Source organism: Streptomyces sp. NPDC001714 (genome assembly GCF_042892755.1).
Taxonomy (GTDB): Bacteria; Actinomycetota; Actinomycetes; order Streptomycetales; family Streptomycetaceae; genus Streptomyces.
The window spans coordinates 1-12,527 of sequence record NZ_JBIAUL010000045.1; the positions used below are offsets into that span (position 1 = coordinate 1).

14 protein-coding genes and 5 pseudogenes are annotated in these 12,527 nt (G+C 66.4%); 9 read left to right on the plus strand and 10 right to left on the minus strand.

Going from position 1 to position 12,527, the window contains the following annotated elements:
* Positions 1–352: 352 nt before the first annotated feature.
* Both ACFY0P_RS50750 and ACFY0P_RS50755 read left to right on the plus strand, forming a co-directional pair.
* Positions 353–814, plus strand: coding sequence for a DUF5958 family protein (locus tag ACFY0P_RS50750; RefSeq protein WP_388929298.1), 462 nt, complete (start codon positions 353–355; stop codon positions 812–814).
* Between the two features lie 109 nt (positions 815–923).
* On the plus strand, positions 924–1,076 hold the full coding sequence (locus ACFY0P_RS50755; protein WP_388929299.1) for a hypothetical protein: 153 nt from the start codon (positions 924–926) through the stop codon (positions 1,074–1,076).
* An 86-nt stretch (positions 1,077–1,162) separates the two neighbouring features.
* On the opposite strand, the gene ACFY0P_RS50760 is transcribed toward ACFY0P_RS50755, so the two are convergent.
* Positions 1,163–2,155, minus strand: coding sequence for a 4,5-dihydroxyphthalate decarboxylase (locus ACFY0P_RS50760; RefSeq protein ID WP_388929300.1), 993 nt, complete (start codon positions 2,153–2,155; stop codon positions 1,163–1,165).
* Between the two features lie 147 nt (positions 2,156–2,302).
* Here ACFY0P_RS50760 and ACFY0P_RS50765 point away from each other — a divergent pair, with 147 nt between their 5' ends.
* Positions 2,303–2,899 (plus strand): TetR/AcrR family transcriptional regulator, encoded by a 597-nt coding sequence (locus tag ACFY0P_RS50765; protein ID WP_388929330.1) that lies wholly within the window; start codon positions 2,303–2,305, stop codon positions 2,897–2,899.
* Here the strand turns inward: ACFY0P_RS50765 and ACFY0P_RS50770 are convergent.
* The 5 genes and pseudogenes from ACFY0P_RS50770 to ACFY0P_RS50790 form a co-directional block, all read right to left on the minus strand.
* Positions 2,877–3,764: pseudogene (locus ACFY0P_RS50770) on the minus strand (PleD family two-component system response regulator); the annotation flags it as partial. The gene ACFY0P_RS50765 and the pseudogene ACFY0P_RS50770 sit on opposite strands and share 23 nt — an antisense overlap.
* A 739-nt stretch (positions 3,765–4,503) precedes the next feature.
* Positions 4,504–4,986, minus strand: a complete 483-nt coding sequence (locus tag ACFY0P_RS50775) for a hypothetical protein (protein ID WP_388929301.1) — start codon at positions 4,984–4,986, stop codon at positions 4,504–4,506.
* A gap of 19 nt (positions 4,987–5,005) precedes the next feature.
* The gene (locus tag ACFY0P_RS50780) at positions 5,006–5,377 is read right to left on the minus strand and encodes an RNA polymerase sigma factor (RefSeq protein ID WP_388929302.1); all 372 of its coding nucleotides are present in this window, start codon (positions 5,375–5,377) and stop codon (positions 5,006–5,008) included.
* Positions 5,341–5,661: an RNA polymerase sigma factor gene (locus ACFY0P_RS50785; protein WP_388929303.1), complete on the minus strand. Its 321-nt coding sequence runs from the start codon at positions 5,659–5,661 to the stop codon at positions 5,341–5,343. Before ACFY0P_RS50785 ends, ACFY0P_RS50780 begins: the two co-directional genes overlap by 37 nt.
* Before the next feature lie 122 nt (positions 5,662–5,783).
* Positions 5,784–6,416: a helix-turn-helix domain-containing protein gene (locus ACFY0P_RS50790; protein WP_388929304.1), complete on the minus strand. Its 633-nt coding sequence runs from the start codon at positions 6,414–6,416 to the stop codon at positions 5,784–5,786.
* A 323-nt stretch (positions 6,417–6,739) separates the two neighbouring features.
* On the opposite strand from ACFY0P_RS50790, the gene ACFY0P_RS50795 reads away from it, so the two are divergent.
* Together ACFY0P_RS50795 and ACFY0P_RS50800 are read left to right on the plus strand one after the other, a co-directional pair.
* Entirely contained in the window at positions 6,740–7,096 is a 357-nt protein-coding gene (locus ACFY0P_RS50795; RefSeq protein WP_388929305.1) for a hypothetical protein, read from the plus strand.
* A 5-nt stretch (positions 7,097–7,101) separates the two neighbouring features.
* Positions 7,102–7,308 (plus strand): annotated as a pseudogene (locus ACFY0P_RS50800) (hypothetical protein); the annotation flags it as partial.
* 589 nt (positions 7,309–7,897) lie between these two features.
* Here the strand turns inward: ACFY0P_RS50800 and ACFY0P_RS50805 are convergent.
* The 3 genes and pseudogenes from ACFY0P_RS50805 to tnpA all read right to left on the minus strand — a co-directional run.
* Entirely contained in the window at positions 7,898–8,077 is a 180-nt protein-coding gene (locus tag ACFY0P_RS50805) for a hypothetical protein (RefSeq protein ID WP_388929306.1), read from the minus strand.
* 192 nt (positions 8,078–8,269) lie between these two features.
* Positions 8,270–8,554: a DUF5133 domain-containing protein gene (locus ACFY0P_RS50810; RefSeq protein ID WP_388929307.1), complete on the minus strand. Its 285-nt coding sequence runs from the start codon at positions 8,552–8,554 to the stop codon at positions 8,270–8,272.
* Between the two features lie 223 nt (positions 8,555–8,777).
* Positions 8,778–9,050: pseudogene (tnpA, locus tag ACFY0P_RS50815) on the minus strand (IS200/IS605 family transposase); the annotation flags it as partial.
* A gap of 549 nt (positions 9,051–9,599) precedes the next feature.
* Between tnpA and ACFY0P_RS50820 the strand changes: the two are divergent.
* The 4 genes and pseudogenes from ACFY0P_RS50820 to ACFY0P_RS50835 all read left to right on the plus strand — a co-directional run bounded on the left by ACFY0P_RS50820 (position 9,600) and on the right by ACFY0P_RS50835 (position 12,072).
* Complete coding sequence (locus ACFY0P_RS50820) at positions 9,600–10,217, plus strand: family 16 glycosylhydrolase (protein WP_388929308.1); 618 nt, start codon at positions 9,600–9,602, stop codon at positions 10,215–10,217.
* A 287-nt stretch (positions 10,218–10,504) separates the two neighbouring features.
* A pseudogene (locus tag ACFY0P_RS50825) lies at positions 10,505–10,750 on the plus strand (transposase); the annotation flags it as partial.
* 323 nt (positions 10,751–11,073) lie between these two features.
* On the plus strand, positions 11,074–11,478 hold the full coding sequence (locus ACFY0P_RS50830; RefSeq protein ID WP_388929331.1) for a hypothetical protein: 405 nt from the start codon (positions 11,074–11,076) through the stop codon (positions 11,476–11,478).
* Between the two features lie 135 nt (positions 11,479–11,613).
* Positions 11,614–12,072 carry a DUF6228 family protein gene (locus tag ACFY0P_RS50835; RefSeq protein ID WP_388929309.1) on the plus strand — a complete coding sequence of 153 codons (459 nt, stop codon included), beginning with the start codon at positions 11,614–11,616 and terminating at the stop codon, positions 12,070–12,072.
* A 110-nt stretch (positions 12,073–12,182) separates the two neighbouring features.
* On the opposite strand, the pseudogene ACFY0P_RS50840 reads toward ACFY0P_RS50835, so the two are convergent.
* Positions 12,183–12,509, minus strand: a pseudogene (locus ACFY0P_RS50840) (IS21 family transposase); the annotation flags it as partial.
* Positions 12,510–12,527 lie beyond the last annotated feature (18 nt).

Consider the following 12,527-nt stretch of genomic DNA (forward strand, 5'->3'; position numbering starts at 1 on the left):
CTACATCGGACCGGGATACCAGCCGGCAGGCAAGAGGAGCCCGGTCGGCAAGGAAGACCCGTTCGAAAGCAAAAGTCGGGCTGTACGTGCCGATTCGGGACTGCCGCGATGCTCGGTCCGGTGACCGATTTGTTGCCCGTCCTACCCGACGATGCGCTGGGGAACTTCCAGGTCCTCTTCTTCGGGAGTCGTTTCGGAGTGACTTCAAGTGCTGGCGCACGGCGAGCCGCGACGTGGGAGTCCTGCGGCACCGCCAGATCGCGGCAGCGGACCGTTCCCGGTTTCCGCCCGCGCTGTCTCGGGTGCGGATACCGGCCCTCGCCCGGAACCGGCGTCGTGAAATCATCAAGCGATGACCGAACCGAGCAGCGACGACGGCCGCACCTTCCGGCGCGAGACCGAGCGGGTCGTCAACGAGATCGCCCAGGGACTCTGCACGTTGGACGATGGTGTGGGCTGGTTCTCCGGCCTCGTCCCAACACGCCAGCAGGAAGTTCTGAAGGAAGTCGCTGGCTATGCGATGCAGGCGCACATTACAACTGCGGACGGCCGTGCGGGGGTGGCGCGGTCCGGTGTGAAGCCCACGGCCAACCCCTCAGTAATGATCTGCATGGACCCGCCCCGCTACGGCTTCGCGGGCCTCCCCGCCGCCGAACATGTCAAGGCGTTCCGCGTCCTCGCCTCCGTGTTCGCCGTTGCTGATACTCGCCGCCGCGAGACGTACTGCAAAGGCGCCTGCGGACATGCATGGCACAATCTGCCAGCGGCAACCGAGCATCCGTACGATCGGCCATTCCGGCTCTGGCGGGGCTGATTGTCGGGCGCCTTCGGCGACTCCGGCGCCGGCAAGTCCCACCTGTTGATGCCTGTCTCTCATCCCTGTAGGCGAGAGGTGGGCCGATTTTCACACCGCCGACGACGCCGTGAACGACGCCCTGCGGGCCGCCATCGTCCACCTGGGCCGCGAGCCGAAGGCCGGCGTGGATCAGGCAGGTCCGGTGTACTTCATGCTGCACGGCGTGCGGAGCAAGGATCGGGCCCGCAGGCTTGCAGCCGGCTTCCATGCCGCCCTGTAGGGGTCTCAGTTGATGGCCAAGGCGTCGCGGTGGAACACGGAATTCTTGCGGGGCTGGTGGGTGCTTTTGTCCCCTGATCGGTGCGACTAGGTGTCGAGGAACTCGGGGATGAAGATGTCGCGGCTGGTCAGCAGGCGCTTGGAGAGGCCCTGCTCGTGGTGGTAGCGCAGGAAGGTGTCGACCGCCTTGCGGTTCGCGCGCAGGCCGTAGGGCCACCAGTCCTCGCCGAGCAGGCTGCGGTTGTGTTCGAACAGGCTGCTGAACCAGGGGGTCACCAGGCTCATGTGCTGCTTCGGGGCGTCCTCGATGTATGTGCGTTCGGCCAGGTTCTTGGCCTGGAGGAAGGCGCGGTAGACCGAGCGCAGATCATCGGAACGGTGCACCAGGTCCTTGCGGACCGCGACGATGTGCATCGGGGGGAAGATCCCGGTGCGCCGGTAGTAGTCGCGCTCGACGTTCTCATAGTCGGGGAAGAGCCGGACGATCTTCGCCGATCCCCGCAACATGGCCTGGGGCACGTCGACCGAGATGAGCGCGTCGATCTCTCCGGACTCGAGCATGGCGCCGAGGGTCTGGCCGTCGTCGGCGTGCCGCACATGCACGCCGTCCGGCACCGGCTGCGGGAGCCAGTCGAACGCGGGGATGGGATGGTTGGTGCCGCCGATGACCCAGCGGCACTGGTCGACGGTCACGCCGAACTCGTCCGACAGGATGCCCTTGGGCCAGACGCCGGCGTCGTGTCCGAAGAGCGCGAACTCGCCGAGTGTCTTGCCGGCGAGGTCCTGCGGCTTCTCGATTCCCGCTTCGGCGTTCACGAAGATGGCGGAGTGCCGGAAGTTGCGGTTCGGGAAGATCGGCAGCGCCATGAACGGCGCGTCGTCCAGGTCGAAGGTACGCAGAAAGTAGGTCAAGCCGAGTTCCGCTATGGCGTAGCGGCCTTCGAGCATGTGCCGGAAGAGGTCCGAGACCAGGGGCTCCGTCTCAAGGGTGGCCTCCACCCCGTCGATCTTCACGCGGCCGTCGAAGAGCGCCTCGGTGTGCTCGTAGCGGTAGGTGCCGATGGTCAGCTCGATGCTCATCAAGATCCTCGCTTACGTGAATGACCTTTCATTTTTACGATGGGCCCGATATGGTTCCATGTCAAGATGAACGATCATTCGCTTTGAGGGAGGTCGCCCATGCCGCGCATCACGCCCGAGCGTCGGGAAGCCAAGCGTGCGGAGATCATGGCGGCAGCGCGTCGGTGTTTCGCGCGGGGCGGCTTCCACCAGACCTCGATGCCGGACATCGCCGCCGCAGCCGGTGTTTCTGCGGGTGCCCCCTACCGCTACTTCGCGAGCAAGGAGGAGATCATCCTGGCCATCGCCGCGGACGCCTTCCGGCTGATCTTCGAGCCGATGGAGCGGGTGGCCGTGGCCGCTGACGCCCCTTCCGTCGGCGACCTGGTCGCCGCCTCCCTTCAGGTACTGAGTGCCGAGACCGTCACGGACGCCGCAGGGCAGGTGGTGCCGGTCGAGGAACTGCTGCAGTGCGTCGTGCAGACCTGGTCGGAACTGCTGCGCAACGACGGCCTGCACGCCCGCGCCTTGGAGGGCTTCGAAAGGGTCCGTCGCAGCCTCGCCGCCGCCCTGCGCCGCGGACAAGCGGCGGGCGCTGTCCAAACCGTGGAGCCGGAGAGCGGCGCACGGGTATTGATCGGTCTGCTGCACGGATTCCTGCTCCAGCGTGTGGCCTTCGGCTTGACCGACACGGCGGGATTCAACGACGCCGTCCGGGGGTTGCTCGACGGAGGCGAGGGCCCCGGGTGCGGGGACGGTGCTTGATGTGGGCGCAGATCTCGTAGCCGTCCATCTCCGGCATCTGCACGTCCATGATGATGACCGCGAAGTCGTCGCGGTCCAGGAGTGCTTTGAGTGCCTCCCGCCCGGAGGGCACGGTGACGAGCTCTTGATCGAGCGTCGCCAGGACCGCGGTCATCGCGAGCCGGTCGTCCGGCTGGTCGCCGACGATCAGGACCTTGGGCATGCCGTGCGGTGCGGCGGGCAGCGGGGGCGCGGGCCTCTCCACAGCCTCCAGCTGGCGTTCGAGGAGATTGCAGCGGTCTTCCGCCGCGGGGCGCTGGGCCCGCGCCCCTTTGCGGTCCTCTCCGAGCCGCTCCACCTCCGGCTGCAGCACGTTGCGCTCCTGCAGGAGGCCGGAGATGTCGGGGCCGGCCGCGGCGAGCGCGTCCGCCCGCCGCTGCTCCGCACTGCGGTCGGCCTCCATTTGGTCGGGCCGCGTCTCCAGATCGGCGATGTGCTGCGTCCGGTCCAAGAGCGCGTCGCCCAGGACGTCGCCGCGGACACTGGACCGCCGCGAGATGCGGTCGGCGTCGGCCAGCTGCTGCTCCAGGAGTTCCATCGCGTGCTTGGGACAGGACGCGGCGTCCACGGCCGACCCGTGCAGCCCCCGCACGAACTCGATCGCCTCGGTGGTCACCGCGGTCCCGTGGTCCTCGGCGAGATCCGCGAACAGGTCGGTGATCACCTGCTACGGGGGCAGGCGGATGTCGTTCAGGTAACGCGAGAACGTTCCCGGATCACGCCGGTGCCGCCCCGCACACCGGCGCACGGACACCTGCATGCCCTCGAACAGCTCCCGAAGAGCCAGGGCAAGAGCGCAGGAGGCATCGCTGAGGCCGTCCCCCAACGGCCGCCGGACCGTCCTGCGCGGGCGGACCGAAGCAGGCGGTCCGGCAAGATGTGACGTGTCGTGACCTTGGTTCCACGAGAGGGCACGCCTAACCGGTGGTCGGCCTGGAGGGAACTGAGGATGGGGCGGGGGCCGGTATCTGCAGTTGGCCGGCGGGCGGGGTCGCAGCCGGGGCCGGCACCGGCGGCACGCCTGTCTGCAGGACGCCCGGGTCTTTCTCCCAGACAAGATAGAGCGCGGTGAGGATGCCGAGCCCCACCAGGATGGCTGCTCCCATCCGCGGATTTCGGTAGGCGATATGAACACCCCCGCCTGCGAGTGCGAGAGCAACGACAAGAAGCAGTGTCATCGAAACCGCCTCCGCTCTCGTGGGGAATTATTTGTCGCATAGCTCATGTACTCCTCCTCGGTCTCGCTACGAGGACGGAGCCGTGGGCTGAAATATTTCAGCAGAGTCAAAAATTGTGAAGGGCCTGGACATCACCCCTCGTGATGTCCAGGCCCTCTGTGTTACGTCGATCTCCAAACGTGTTGGCTGGCTAGATCCGGCCTTCCCCCTAGAAGGCCATGCCCCCGATAGCCGAGATCAGAGTTCGACGTACCCCCGAACAATCGGTTCACTGCCTGACGGGAGTAACTAGGTCCTCGGGCAGCGCTGATTGAACACTGTGTTCTTTCCACTGTCCAGACTTGTGGCCAGTCGAGTGCCGCAAGCCGGACTGCCGTGCCGAAATTTTCAGCGTATCGAGTTCTGAAGCCGGTGGATGCTCTGCAGAACGCTGGGTCGTCCGACAGACGGATCGAGGGCAAGCTCATCGACGATCTCGACGGCCACTTCGTCGCCAGCATGTGCCGCGTGGAGCCACCACACGAATGCTGCTGTTTCGTCGTCTACCTGCTCAACGATCTCCGCAATCCTCCTGAAGACACCTCCCTTCCCCTTCTCCTGATCCTCGTCCGACACAGCTGCAGGGAGAAGGCCCCGCAACTCCTCCAGGAGGTCCTCCGGTTTCGGAGGGACAAGCCATGCCTCCTGGCTGTCTTCCTCGGCCCCGGCCGGCTGCGGGCAGCCCCTGATACTGGCTGCACCGCAGGCTGCCGTGCCCCGAGCAATCCCTATCCTCGAGAAGAACTCGTCAAGGAATTGCTCGGGGTCGGGTCGGTCGCCTGAGGAAGATCGGGAGTCGAGTGCCAAGGTGAGCTGTTCTGCGACGTTCACTATGGCTTCCTCCCTTCTCTCAGTTCCTCTTGCAGGCTTCCTCAAGAGCCCTGAGGGCTCTTTTCTCGTAGCGGCGCGCAGTTGCCTCCGAGATGCGGAGGACCGCTGCTACCTCTGCGCTCTTGAGTTCCCGCGCGTAGCGCAGGTGGATGACCAGACGCCAAGTCGGATTCAAGGTCTGCAGGACATCAAGCATCCTGTTATAGCTGTCATCGTCCTCGACGTACGAGTATTCGTCGGTCCCGACGATTACTTTCCTGGCATCTTCTTCTTCTCGTTCCCTCCGGGACTTTCCGCTACGGATCATGTCGACAGCCGCATGGGCGATCGACCTGTACGCGTAGCCCCGGTTACTTAAAATGCGAATCCTGAATTCCGGATCGGGCGCCATTTCTTCCAGAACCTCAGAAATACGTCCTGGACCGCATCCTGCGCATCCCAAAGGCTGCCAGTGATCCGGTGAGCGACCCTGATAAAACTGTCCGTGCACTCTTCGCAGTACATAACGAAATCAGCACAGGCTTCCGGGGATATCGCCTCTGTGGCAGAAGTGGCTTGCTCCCGACCAGAGTTCAGGCCCGGCGTGGCTTCCGGGTCTGGGGACCCACCGGTGAACGGAGACACTGAGCGCCTCCTGTCCTCCCGCGGGTCTTCGAAGTGGTCGCCGATCTCCATCGACGGCCCCCTTCTCGGTAAGACCGGCTCGGGCCCCGTGTCCCAGAGAAGGCACCGAGTCCGGTGGGCCGGGGCGCAAACCCCGGCTTGCAAGTGATGACGGAGCAGCAGCCCGGTTTCCGTCACCCTCCGCCCAAGATCTTTTCCGGGCGGGCGTTTTTGCCGGTCAGACGCCTGCGAACAGGGTGGCCTGCCGCCTGCTCCGCGTCCGTGACAACCTCACCCCCGGGTTCGGGTTCGCCGGGTGGCTCCGCCCGGCCGCCCCGGCAGCCCTGCCGAGCCCTGGCTCCCTCGAGGAAGTACCCGTACTTCACTCTCGCCTCACCGCTCGGCACCCGCCCTGCCTCCCAGCCGCCGCCCGTGGAGCCACTGACGCCCAGGGCCCGCACCAGGCGGGCCTGCGAGAGGTTCAGCTCCTCCCGCAGGGCGCGCCGCTCCCCGCCCGGCGGCATGGTGTCCCCGTCAGCCGCAGGACGCCGGGGTCGGCCTGGCCGGCCCAGCGCACAGCGGCGCACGGCGGACAGTGCCTCCACGGCCCGGGCGGGTCCCTCCACGAGGTCGAAGACATCGATGCCGTAGTACGCGGCGACCGGCTCGTAGTCGGCCAGGGTCCAGGCCGTCACGGCGCGCTGACGACGGCTCACCTGGGCCTGGCCCATCCCCAGAACCGCACCCAGAACGGACTGCGAGTCACCGGTCGCGTACAGGAGCGCCGCCACCGCCGACCTCACCCGGTCTTCCAGCCCCGTCCTCATAACACCGATCTATGCGTGCTGCGCATCGTGTTGGATCATGAAACTGGCCCGGCCGGGGCCGGGTGCAGGGCCCCCGGCGCGGGCGGCCCCCGGGTGGCCTCAGGCCCGCCCGCGCCGCCGTGCGAGCGGGTAGAGCGCCTGCACGGCCGACGAGGGTGGTCACCTGTGGTGCTCGGGTCAGATCACGCGGCTGCTGCCAGCTTCGCGTAGGCCTGCAGCATCAGGCCGGTGCGGGCCCGACTTTCGCGTCAGGCATCCGTCGCCGGGGGTACAGGCCGGCAAAGGCGCGGCCCTCGTCCGGCCAGCGCATCGCGTGCAGAACAATGAGGCGCGAAATCTGCCAGCCGCATCCCCTTGCGCACGCGCCAGGGTCGCTCACCTGCCCGTACCGGGAGAAGTTTCGCCGGCGTCTTCCGACGTCGCTGGACGAACTGCGCGGGCCGACGTCTGGTGTGGTGGAGTTGCCTCTGCACGTGGCGTGGTCTGGGATGACCTCGTTCGATATGAGCAAGCCTCGCCAGCGGATGGGTCTGTACCGCACCGTCCTGCACGAGGGCCTGCGTGGAGACCTGCCTCGCTACCTCGACCAGGAGGTGCTTCTGCAGCCGTGGCCGGTGCTGCGCATGGTGTGGGAAGACGCGTTCCCTCTTCTCGCCTCTCGTGCCCGGGCAGCCGCGTGACGGGTATGCCCGAGCTGCACTCGCGGCTCTTGGCGGACGTGATCGCTCTCGGCGCCCCGTATCCGCTGGTCCTCACCGGCGGATACGCCGTGCGGGCTCACCGTCTCGTGAACCGTCCCAGCCAGGACCTCGACGTCGCCACCGAGAACCCGGCGCCCATGGACGACATCGCGTCACGCGGCGGGTCTCGCGGCGGACTCGATGGAATGGGCACCCCACGGGGCTGCGGCGAGCTCCAGACCCTCAAAGAATTTACCTAACCCCTCTTGACTTGATGCGCACAACATGCATCCTGGTTTCTAGGTCACAACACCGGAAGAGTCACAAAGTCGGTGAGGACGTCTAGTCGGCGGAGCGACTCGGACAGGATGTGGCTTAGGCCCCCGGCAAGCCGGCGCGATACCGAGGCAACAGTGACGACTGGAGCTTCAGGACACGCGCAGCACTACCGGGGACTGTTTTTTGCGCCCGTGAGGGCACGGGTGACTCCAGTACGCCTGCGGCACCGAGCGTCCCGGCGCCGACGTACACCGGTATTCGCCCCGCGGCGAGACCGCACCTATCCTCTCCAGAGTTCCGCCGCGGCCCTGCCCGACGGACCGACGCCGGGTTCCCTGCGCACCGCCGAAGCGCCATGAGCGGCTTGACCGTGACTCTCCCCCGTTGAAGCCCGCCGCCCGGCCTTGCCCGAGTGCCGCGGCCCCACCCCACAATCCCCCGTTACCCCTGGGCGCGGTGCGGATAGCTTCGGCCGCACCTTGTGTGCCGAGGCAAGGAAGGAGACAGCCAACGGATCTCGGCTTACCGTGCGCAGCCAACATCCAGTATTTCGATCACGTTGCCTTGGGCCGTGTAGACGAGCCAGCACCACTCGCCGAATGCCGCAGCCAGGTTCGGGGCCTGGGTAGACGTGTCTTCGCTCACGGCATCGAGGAGCATAATGATCTCATCGCGCGCCTCGTCCGGCACGTCGGAGATCATGTTGGCCACCTTTTGGAACAATACGACTCGCATGGCACACCCCCCGCATCTGGTAGGACCAGCGGAGTCGGCACGACGGTCTGCGCTGCCCCGCTCAATGGCTTGGACAGTGCCCTTATTACTAACGAGTATAGGCCCGCTCTCCCGCTCTGAGGGCCGCGGAGGCCGTTGGATGCGGGGTCGGCATCGACGTCAGCGGGTGACGATCCGATCTTGTCCAAGCCGGCGCCGCCCGTCCTCGGCCGAAACCCGGTCGAGGACGCGTTCTGCTTGGGCCACGGCGTCGGCAGCGTTGCGTTGACCCATGAGAACGCAGAGTGTGTAGGCGGCGTCGTCGAGCCGCTGCTGGCTGAGTGGGCTTGCCCGATCATGCGGCAGATCGGCTCGCGCGGATTGGTAGGCGCGAAGCGCTGCGGCGACGGTTCTGTCGAGGGGCATCAGCATCTTCGTGACCACACCTGCCTGTGCCGAGCGCATGGGTGTCGGGGTGGCGGGTGATCCACCCGGCGACGGTGCGCACGGACGGAGCCAGGGCGGCCAGCGACGGTGTGTCGGGCCACGCCAGGTGACTGCGGCCGCCGCGCTCGCAAGCTACCGGAATTATTCGCAGTGCACCGGGCTATTCAGCCCGGTGGTGAAGCGAGTCTGAGAGTTGCTCTGACCCCTGTGCACGGATCCGCACTGTTCACCTCGGCCCAGGTCAGAGCGGCCGGTTCTGCTGCTCGATGTACTGCTTCACGATGCTGAGCGGTGTGCCGCCGACGGAACCGGCGAAGTACGAGCCGGACCAGAGGCGTTGTGCCCGCCAGGAGTGGCGGGCGAGGACGGGGAACTCCTGGCGCAGCCGCCGGGAAGAGACGCCCTTGAGGCTGTTGACCAGCTTGGACACGGTGACCTTCGGCGGGAAGTTCACGAGCAGGTGGACGTGGTTGTTCTCGCCGTTGAACTCGACCAGCTCGGCCTCGAAGTGCGTCGGTCTGCATGACTGGCACCGTCACTGGCGGCCGCCCCGGAGCGCGTAGCTCCGCGTCGACTTGATGGAGCGTCAGCAAACGTTGTTCGGGGCTCGGCGCACGCGGTCCCACGGAAATGCAGCCCACCACATTCGAACGCCGTAGTGACGCTCCGCGACCGCTCCCCAAGGTCTGTGCCAGAGCCCGCTGAACAACGTCAGGGCCCTAGTGGAGGCCAGGTCGGCGCGACCGGCGTGGCTCCGCCGGAATCGCCGGATGGCTTGCGATCGCCAGAGGGTCGGCTGCCCACCTGGATCGTTCAACTACCAAAGGAATGCATCGATCTACGCGGCACATCTTGTCAAAGGTCAAACAGACTCTTACAGTCCAGCGGCAAGTGGAGCATGGGATCGCTCCCACCACCCTTCGTTCATCCAAGCAATGGAGCAGCGATGACCCCTCCGTCTCGCAGGCCGAGCCGCAGACGCATACTCGGTGCCGCACTGGCCGTGCCTCCCGCGCTGTTGCTAGGTGCGCAGACCGCACGGGCCGCATCCTGGGGTACCCCAGTGACCGTCAACTCCTGGAACAAGATCAACGCGAGGTGGACCGCCAACAACGAGCTGCAGACGTACCGGCCGGACTGCGTCTGGTACGAGGGCAACACTCTGGTGATCAAGGCGTACAACGCCGGGGGCGGGGTTTACTACTCAGGCCGTGTGGAGTCGACGGCGCGGTACGGGTACGGCACATACAGCTTCACGGCAAACATGCCCAACGGACGGGGACTGCTGCCGGCGGTATGGGCGGCGTACCTGAATCCGTGGCTGCCCGAGTTCGACGCCGCTGAGATCGTGGGACAGAACCCGGGTGTCGTCTACCAAACGTCCCACGACGTCAACAACGCTCAGCAGCAGTTCTCGAGGACGAACTCCTCCGGCTGGACAAACTCGTACCACACGTACTCGTTCAGCTGGTTCCCGGACCACATCGACTTCGCCGTGGACGGCGCCATCACGGGCACCACCTGGTACAGGACTCCGGCCGGGACGGGGCTGCGCTTCATCGCCAACATCGCGGTCGGCGGTGACTGGCCTGGCAACCCGGACTCCTCCACCTGGGCCACCGCTGACGGAGCCCGCTACCTCAAGATCTCCTCCATCACGCACACGCCGTACAACCCATGAGGTGGACCCGCCAAGCCCCCTGACCGGTAGACGGATTCCAGGGGGCATCCCTACCGGATGATGCTGATGCGTTGGGGACATTCCGGAGATCAACTCTCCGTCCGCTCACGCACCACTCACGCAAACGGCTCCGGACGAGGAGTCCGAGGCCGAATGGGAGCCCTCCCAGGGGACAATCCCCAGGTCAAAGCGGCAACCCGTTGTGCCCCGGCAGGATTCGAACCTGCGGCACCCGCCGCCCTCGGGTGTTGGACATTTACACTCACCCCGAGAACTGCCAGATCGGCGTGTTCGCAGCCTATGCCTCGGCAAGGGGGCGGGCCTTGGTCGACCGGGAGCTGCATCTGCCCAAGTCCTGGACCGATGACCGTGATCGGTGTCGCGAGGCGAGAATTCCTGAGGGCAGACCTTTTGCGACGAGGCCCGAACTGGCACGTGCGATGGTGCTGTGGGCGCTCGACTCCGCGCTGCTGATCGCCTGGGTGACCGCTGATGCGGCCTATGGCCAGGAACGGGGCTTCCGGCGAATGCTGGTTGAGGCAGGTGTGGGCTATGTTCCGGCGGCTCCCAAGTCGCAGCGGGTCAAGTCCCCTGCGGGGAGTTGGCGCATCGACCATGTTCTGGCCGGTGCCCCGGGGGACGCATGGGAGCGGATCTCGTGTGGGGACGGCGCGAAGGGGCCTCGGGTCTACGACTGGGCCGCAGCCAGGCTTCCTGCCGCCGACGACGCGAACGGCGAGGCGCCCGCGCATCACCGCTGGGTGCTGGCCCGCCGTAGCCTGGCCCGCCCCGAGGAGATCGCCTACTGCCTTTTGCCTTCGCCCCCGCGGAGGCAAGGGTCTGCGAACTGGTCCGCGTGGCCGGCTCCAGATGGACCATCGAGGAGTGCTTCCAGGCCGCGAAGAACGAGTCCGGCCTGGACCAGTTCGAAGTCCGCCGCTATGTGGGCTGGTACCACCACATCACGCTGGCCATGCTCGCGCACACATTCCTGGCCGCGATGGCCGCCCACGCCCTCGAAAAGGGGGCAGAAACGGTCCGAGCAGCCTCGTTCCCCTCACCATGGCGGAAGTGCGACGGCTCCTGGATCTTGCCCATTCCCCCGCAGCCCGGCTACAGCGGCCAGGACACCGGCTCCACTGGTCACCCTGGCGCCGACGCCACCAAGCCGTCGCCCGCCACTGCCACTACCAGCGCCGCGCGCACCCCGATCGGGTGGGTCACGAACCACCACCACCCTGACGCATCGTCAGCCCACTAGACTCGAAACAAGCATGCTGGCCAGGGAAAATGGAGCAGTACAACTGGAGTCCTAGCCGACCGCGTGGACCCGGGCCGGCTGCCACCGCAGGAATCGCGGTGACGGCGAACATGGAGGACGGCTACCGTTCGGCACGTGAACTCCCAAGGTGCCGCCCCCGACGAGCCACAGACGGTGAGTATCCGCTGCAGCATCAACCGGGATGTGCGCGTGCGGCTGTCCGACCCCGTGCGCGATGACCCCGACGGCGTGTACTACACGGTCGAGGCCGACGCACCAGGGCTGAAGGCCCGCGTCGACGGGGTGACCGCCTGGATCTGGGATGCCGACCTCGCACCGTTCCTGGCCCAACTGGCCGCGGACTTCCGCGGCTGGGACGGCGAGCGCGTCTGGCAGACCAACGACCGCGACCTCACGGTCACGGCAACCTTCAGGTCGGGCGGCCATGTCGCGTTGACCTGGACGCTCCGTCCCTGGCGGGGCCCGACGGACAGCTGGGAAGCCTCGATCACCACGTGGCTGGAGGCCGGTGAGCAGATGGCGGCTCTCGCCTCGGAGGTTCACCAGCTTCTCCGCCCCGAGCATCCGGGCTGAACCTGATGAATCTCGGCGGCACCTGGCACGGGTGGTTCGCCGGAACATGTGCGCTTTGCTGAAGGTCTTGTCGAGGTCAGGATGATGGAGCCCTCCTCGTAGCGCTTGGAGATGACCTCGAAGCGGCGGTGCAGACCCGCCAACTCCTTCGGCGTGATGCCCAGTTCCTCGGCGATCCTGGGCCGGGCCTGCTGAACGTAGAGCTTGACGCGCTGATAGTTGCCGGTGAACCCGTACTCCGCGGTCAGTCGTTCGTGGATCACCGACGCCTTCATCAGGATCTCGGCCTGCAGCATCGCGTCGACCAGCGGCGCGAACTCGTCGATCTTCCTAGGCACCACCTGGCCACTGGCCGAACGGCGCGGTGGTGTCGCCGGACCCGCGAGGTACTTGCGTACCGTCTTGCGGTCCAGTCCGGTCTCACGAGCGATCTCTGAACTTGCCTGAGTGCTGAT

What these genes read in the sequence shown, in the direction of transcription:
- ACFY0P_RS50750 (WP_388929298.1), top strand. Translation starts at nt 353, where the DNA reads ATGACCGAACCGAGCAGCGACGACGGCCGCACCTTCCGGCGCGAGACC.
- ACFY0P_RS50760 (WP_388929300.1), bottom strand. Translation starts at nt 2,155, where the DNA reads ATGAGCATCGAGCTGACCATCGGCACCTACCGCTACGAGCACACCGAG.
- ACFY0P_RS50765 (WP_388929330.1), top strand. Translation starts at nt 2,303, where the DNA reads ATGGCGGCAGCGCGTCGGTGTTTCGCGCGGGGCGGCTTCCACCAGACC.
- ACFY0P_RS50780 (WP_388929302.1), bottom strand. Translation starts at nt 5,377, where the DNA reads ATGGCGCCCGATCCGGAATTCAGGATTCGCATTTTAAGTAACCGGGGC.
- ACFY0P_RS50785 (WP_388929303.1), bottom strand. Translation starts at nt 5,661, where the DNA reads ATGGAGATCGGCGACCACTTCGAAGACCCGCGGGAGGACAGGAGGCGC.
- ACFY0P_RS50790 (WP_388929304.1), bottom strand. Translation starts at nt 6,416, where the DNA reads ATGAGGACGGGGCTGGAAGACCGGGTGAGGTCGGCGGTGGCGGCGCTC.
- ACFY0P_RS50795 (WP_388929305.1), top strand. Translation starts at nt 6,740, where the DNA reads ATGAGGCGCGAAATCTGCCAGCCGCATCCCCTTGCGCACGCGCCAGGG.
- ACFY0P_RS50805 (WP_388929306.1), bottom strand. Translation starts at nt 8,077, where the DNA reads ATGATCTCCGACGTGCCGGACGAGGCGCGCGATGAGATCATTATGCTC.
- ACFY0P_RS50810 (WP_388929307.1), bottom strand. Translation starts at nt 8,554, where the DNA reads ATGCGCTCGGCACAGGCAGGTGTGGTCACGAAGATGCTGATGCCCCTC.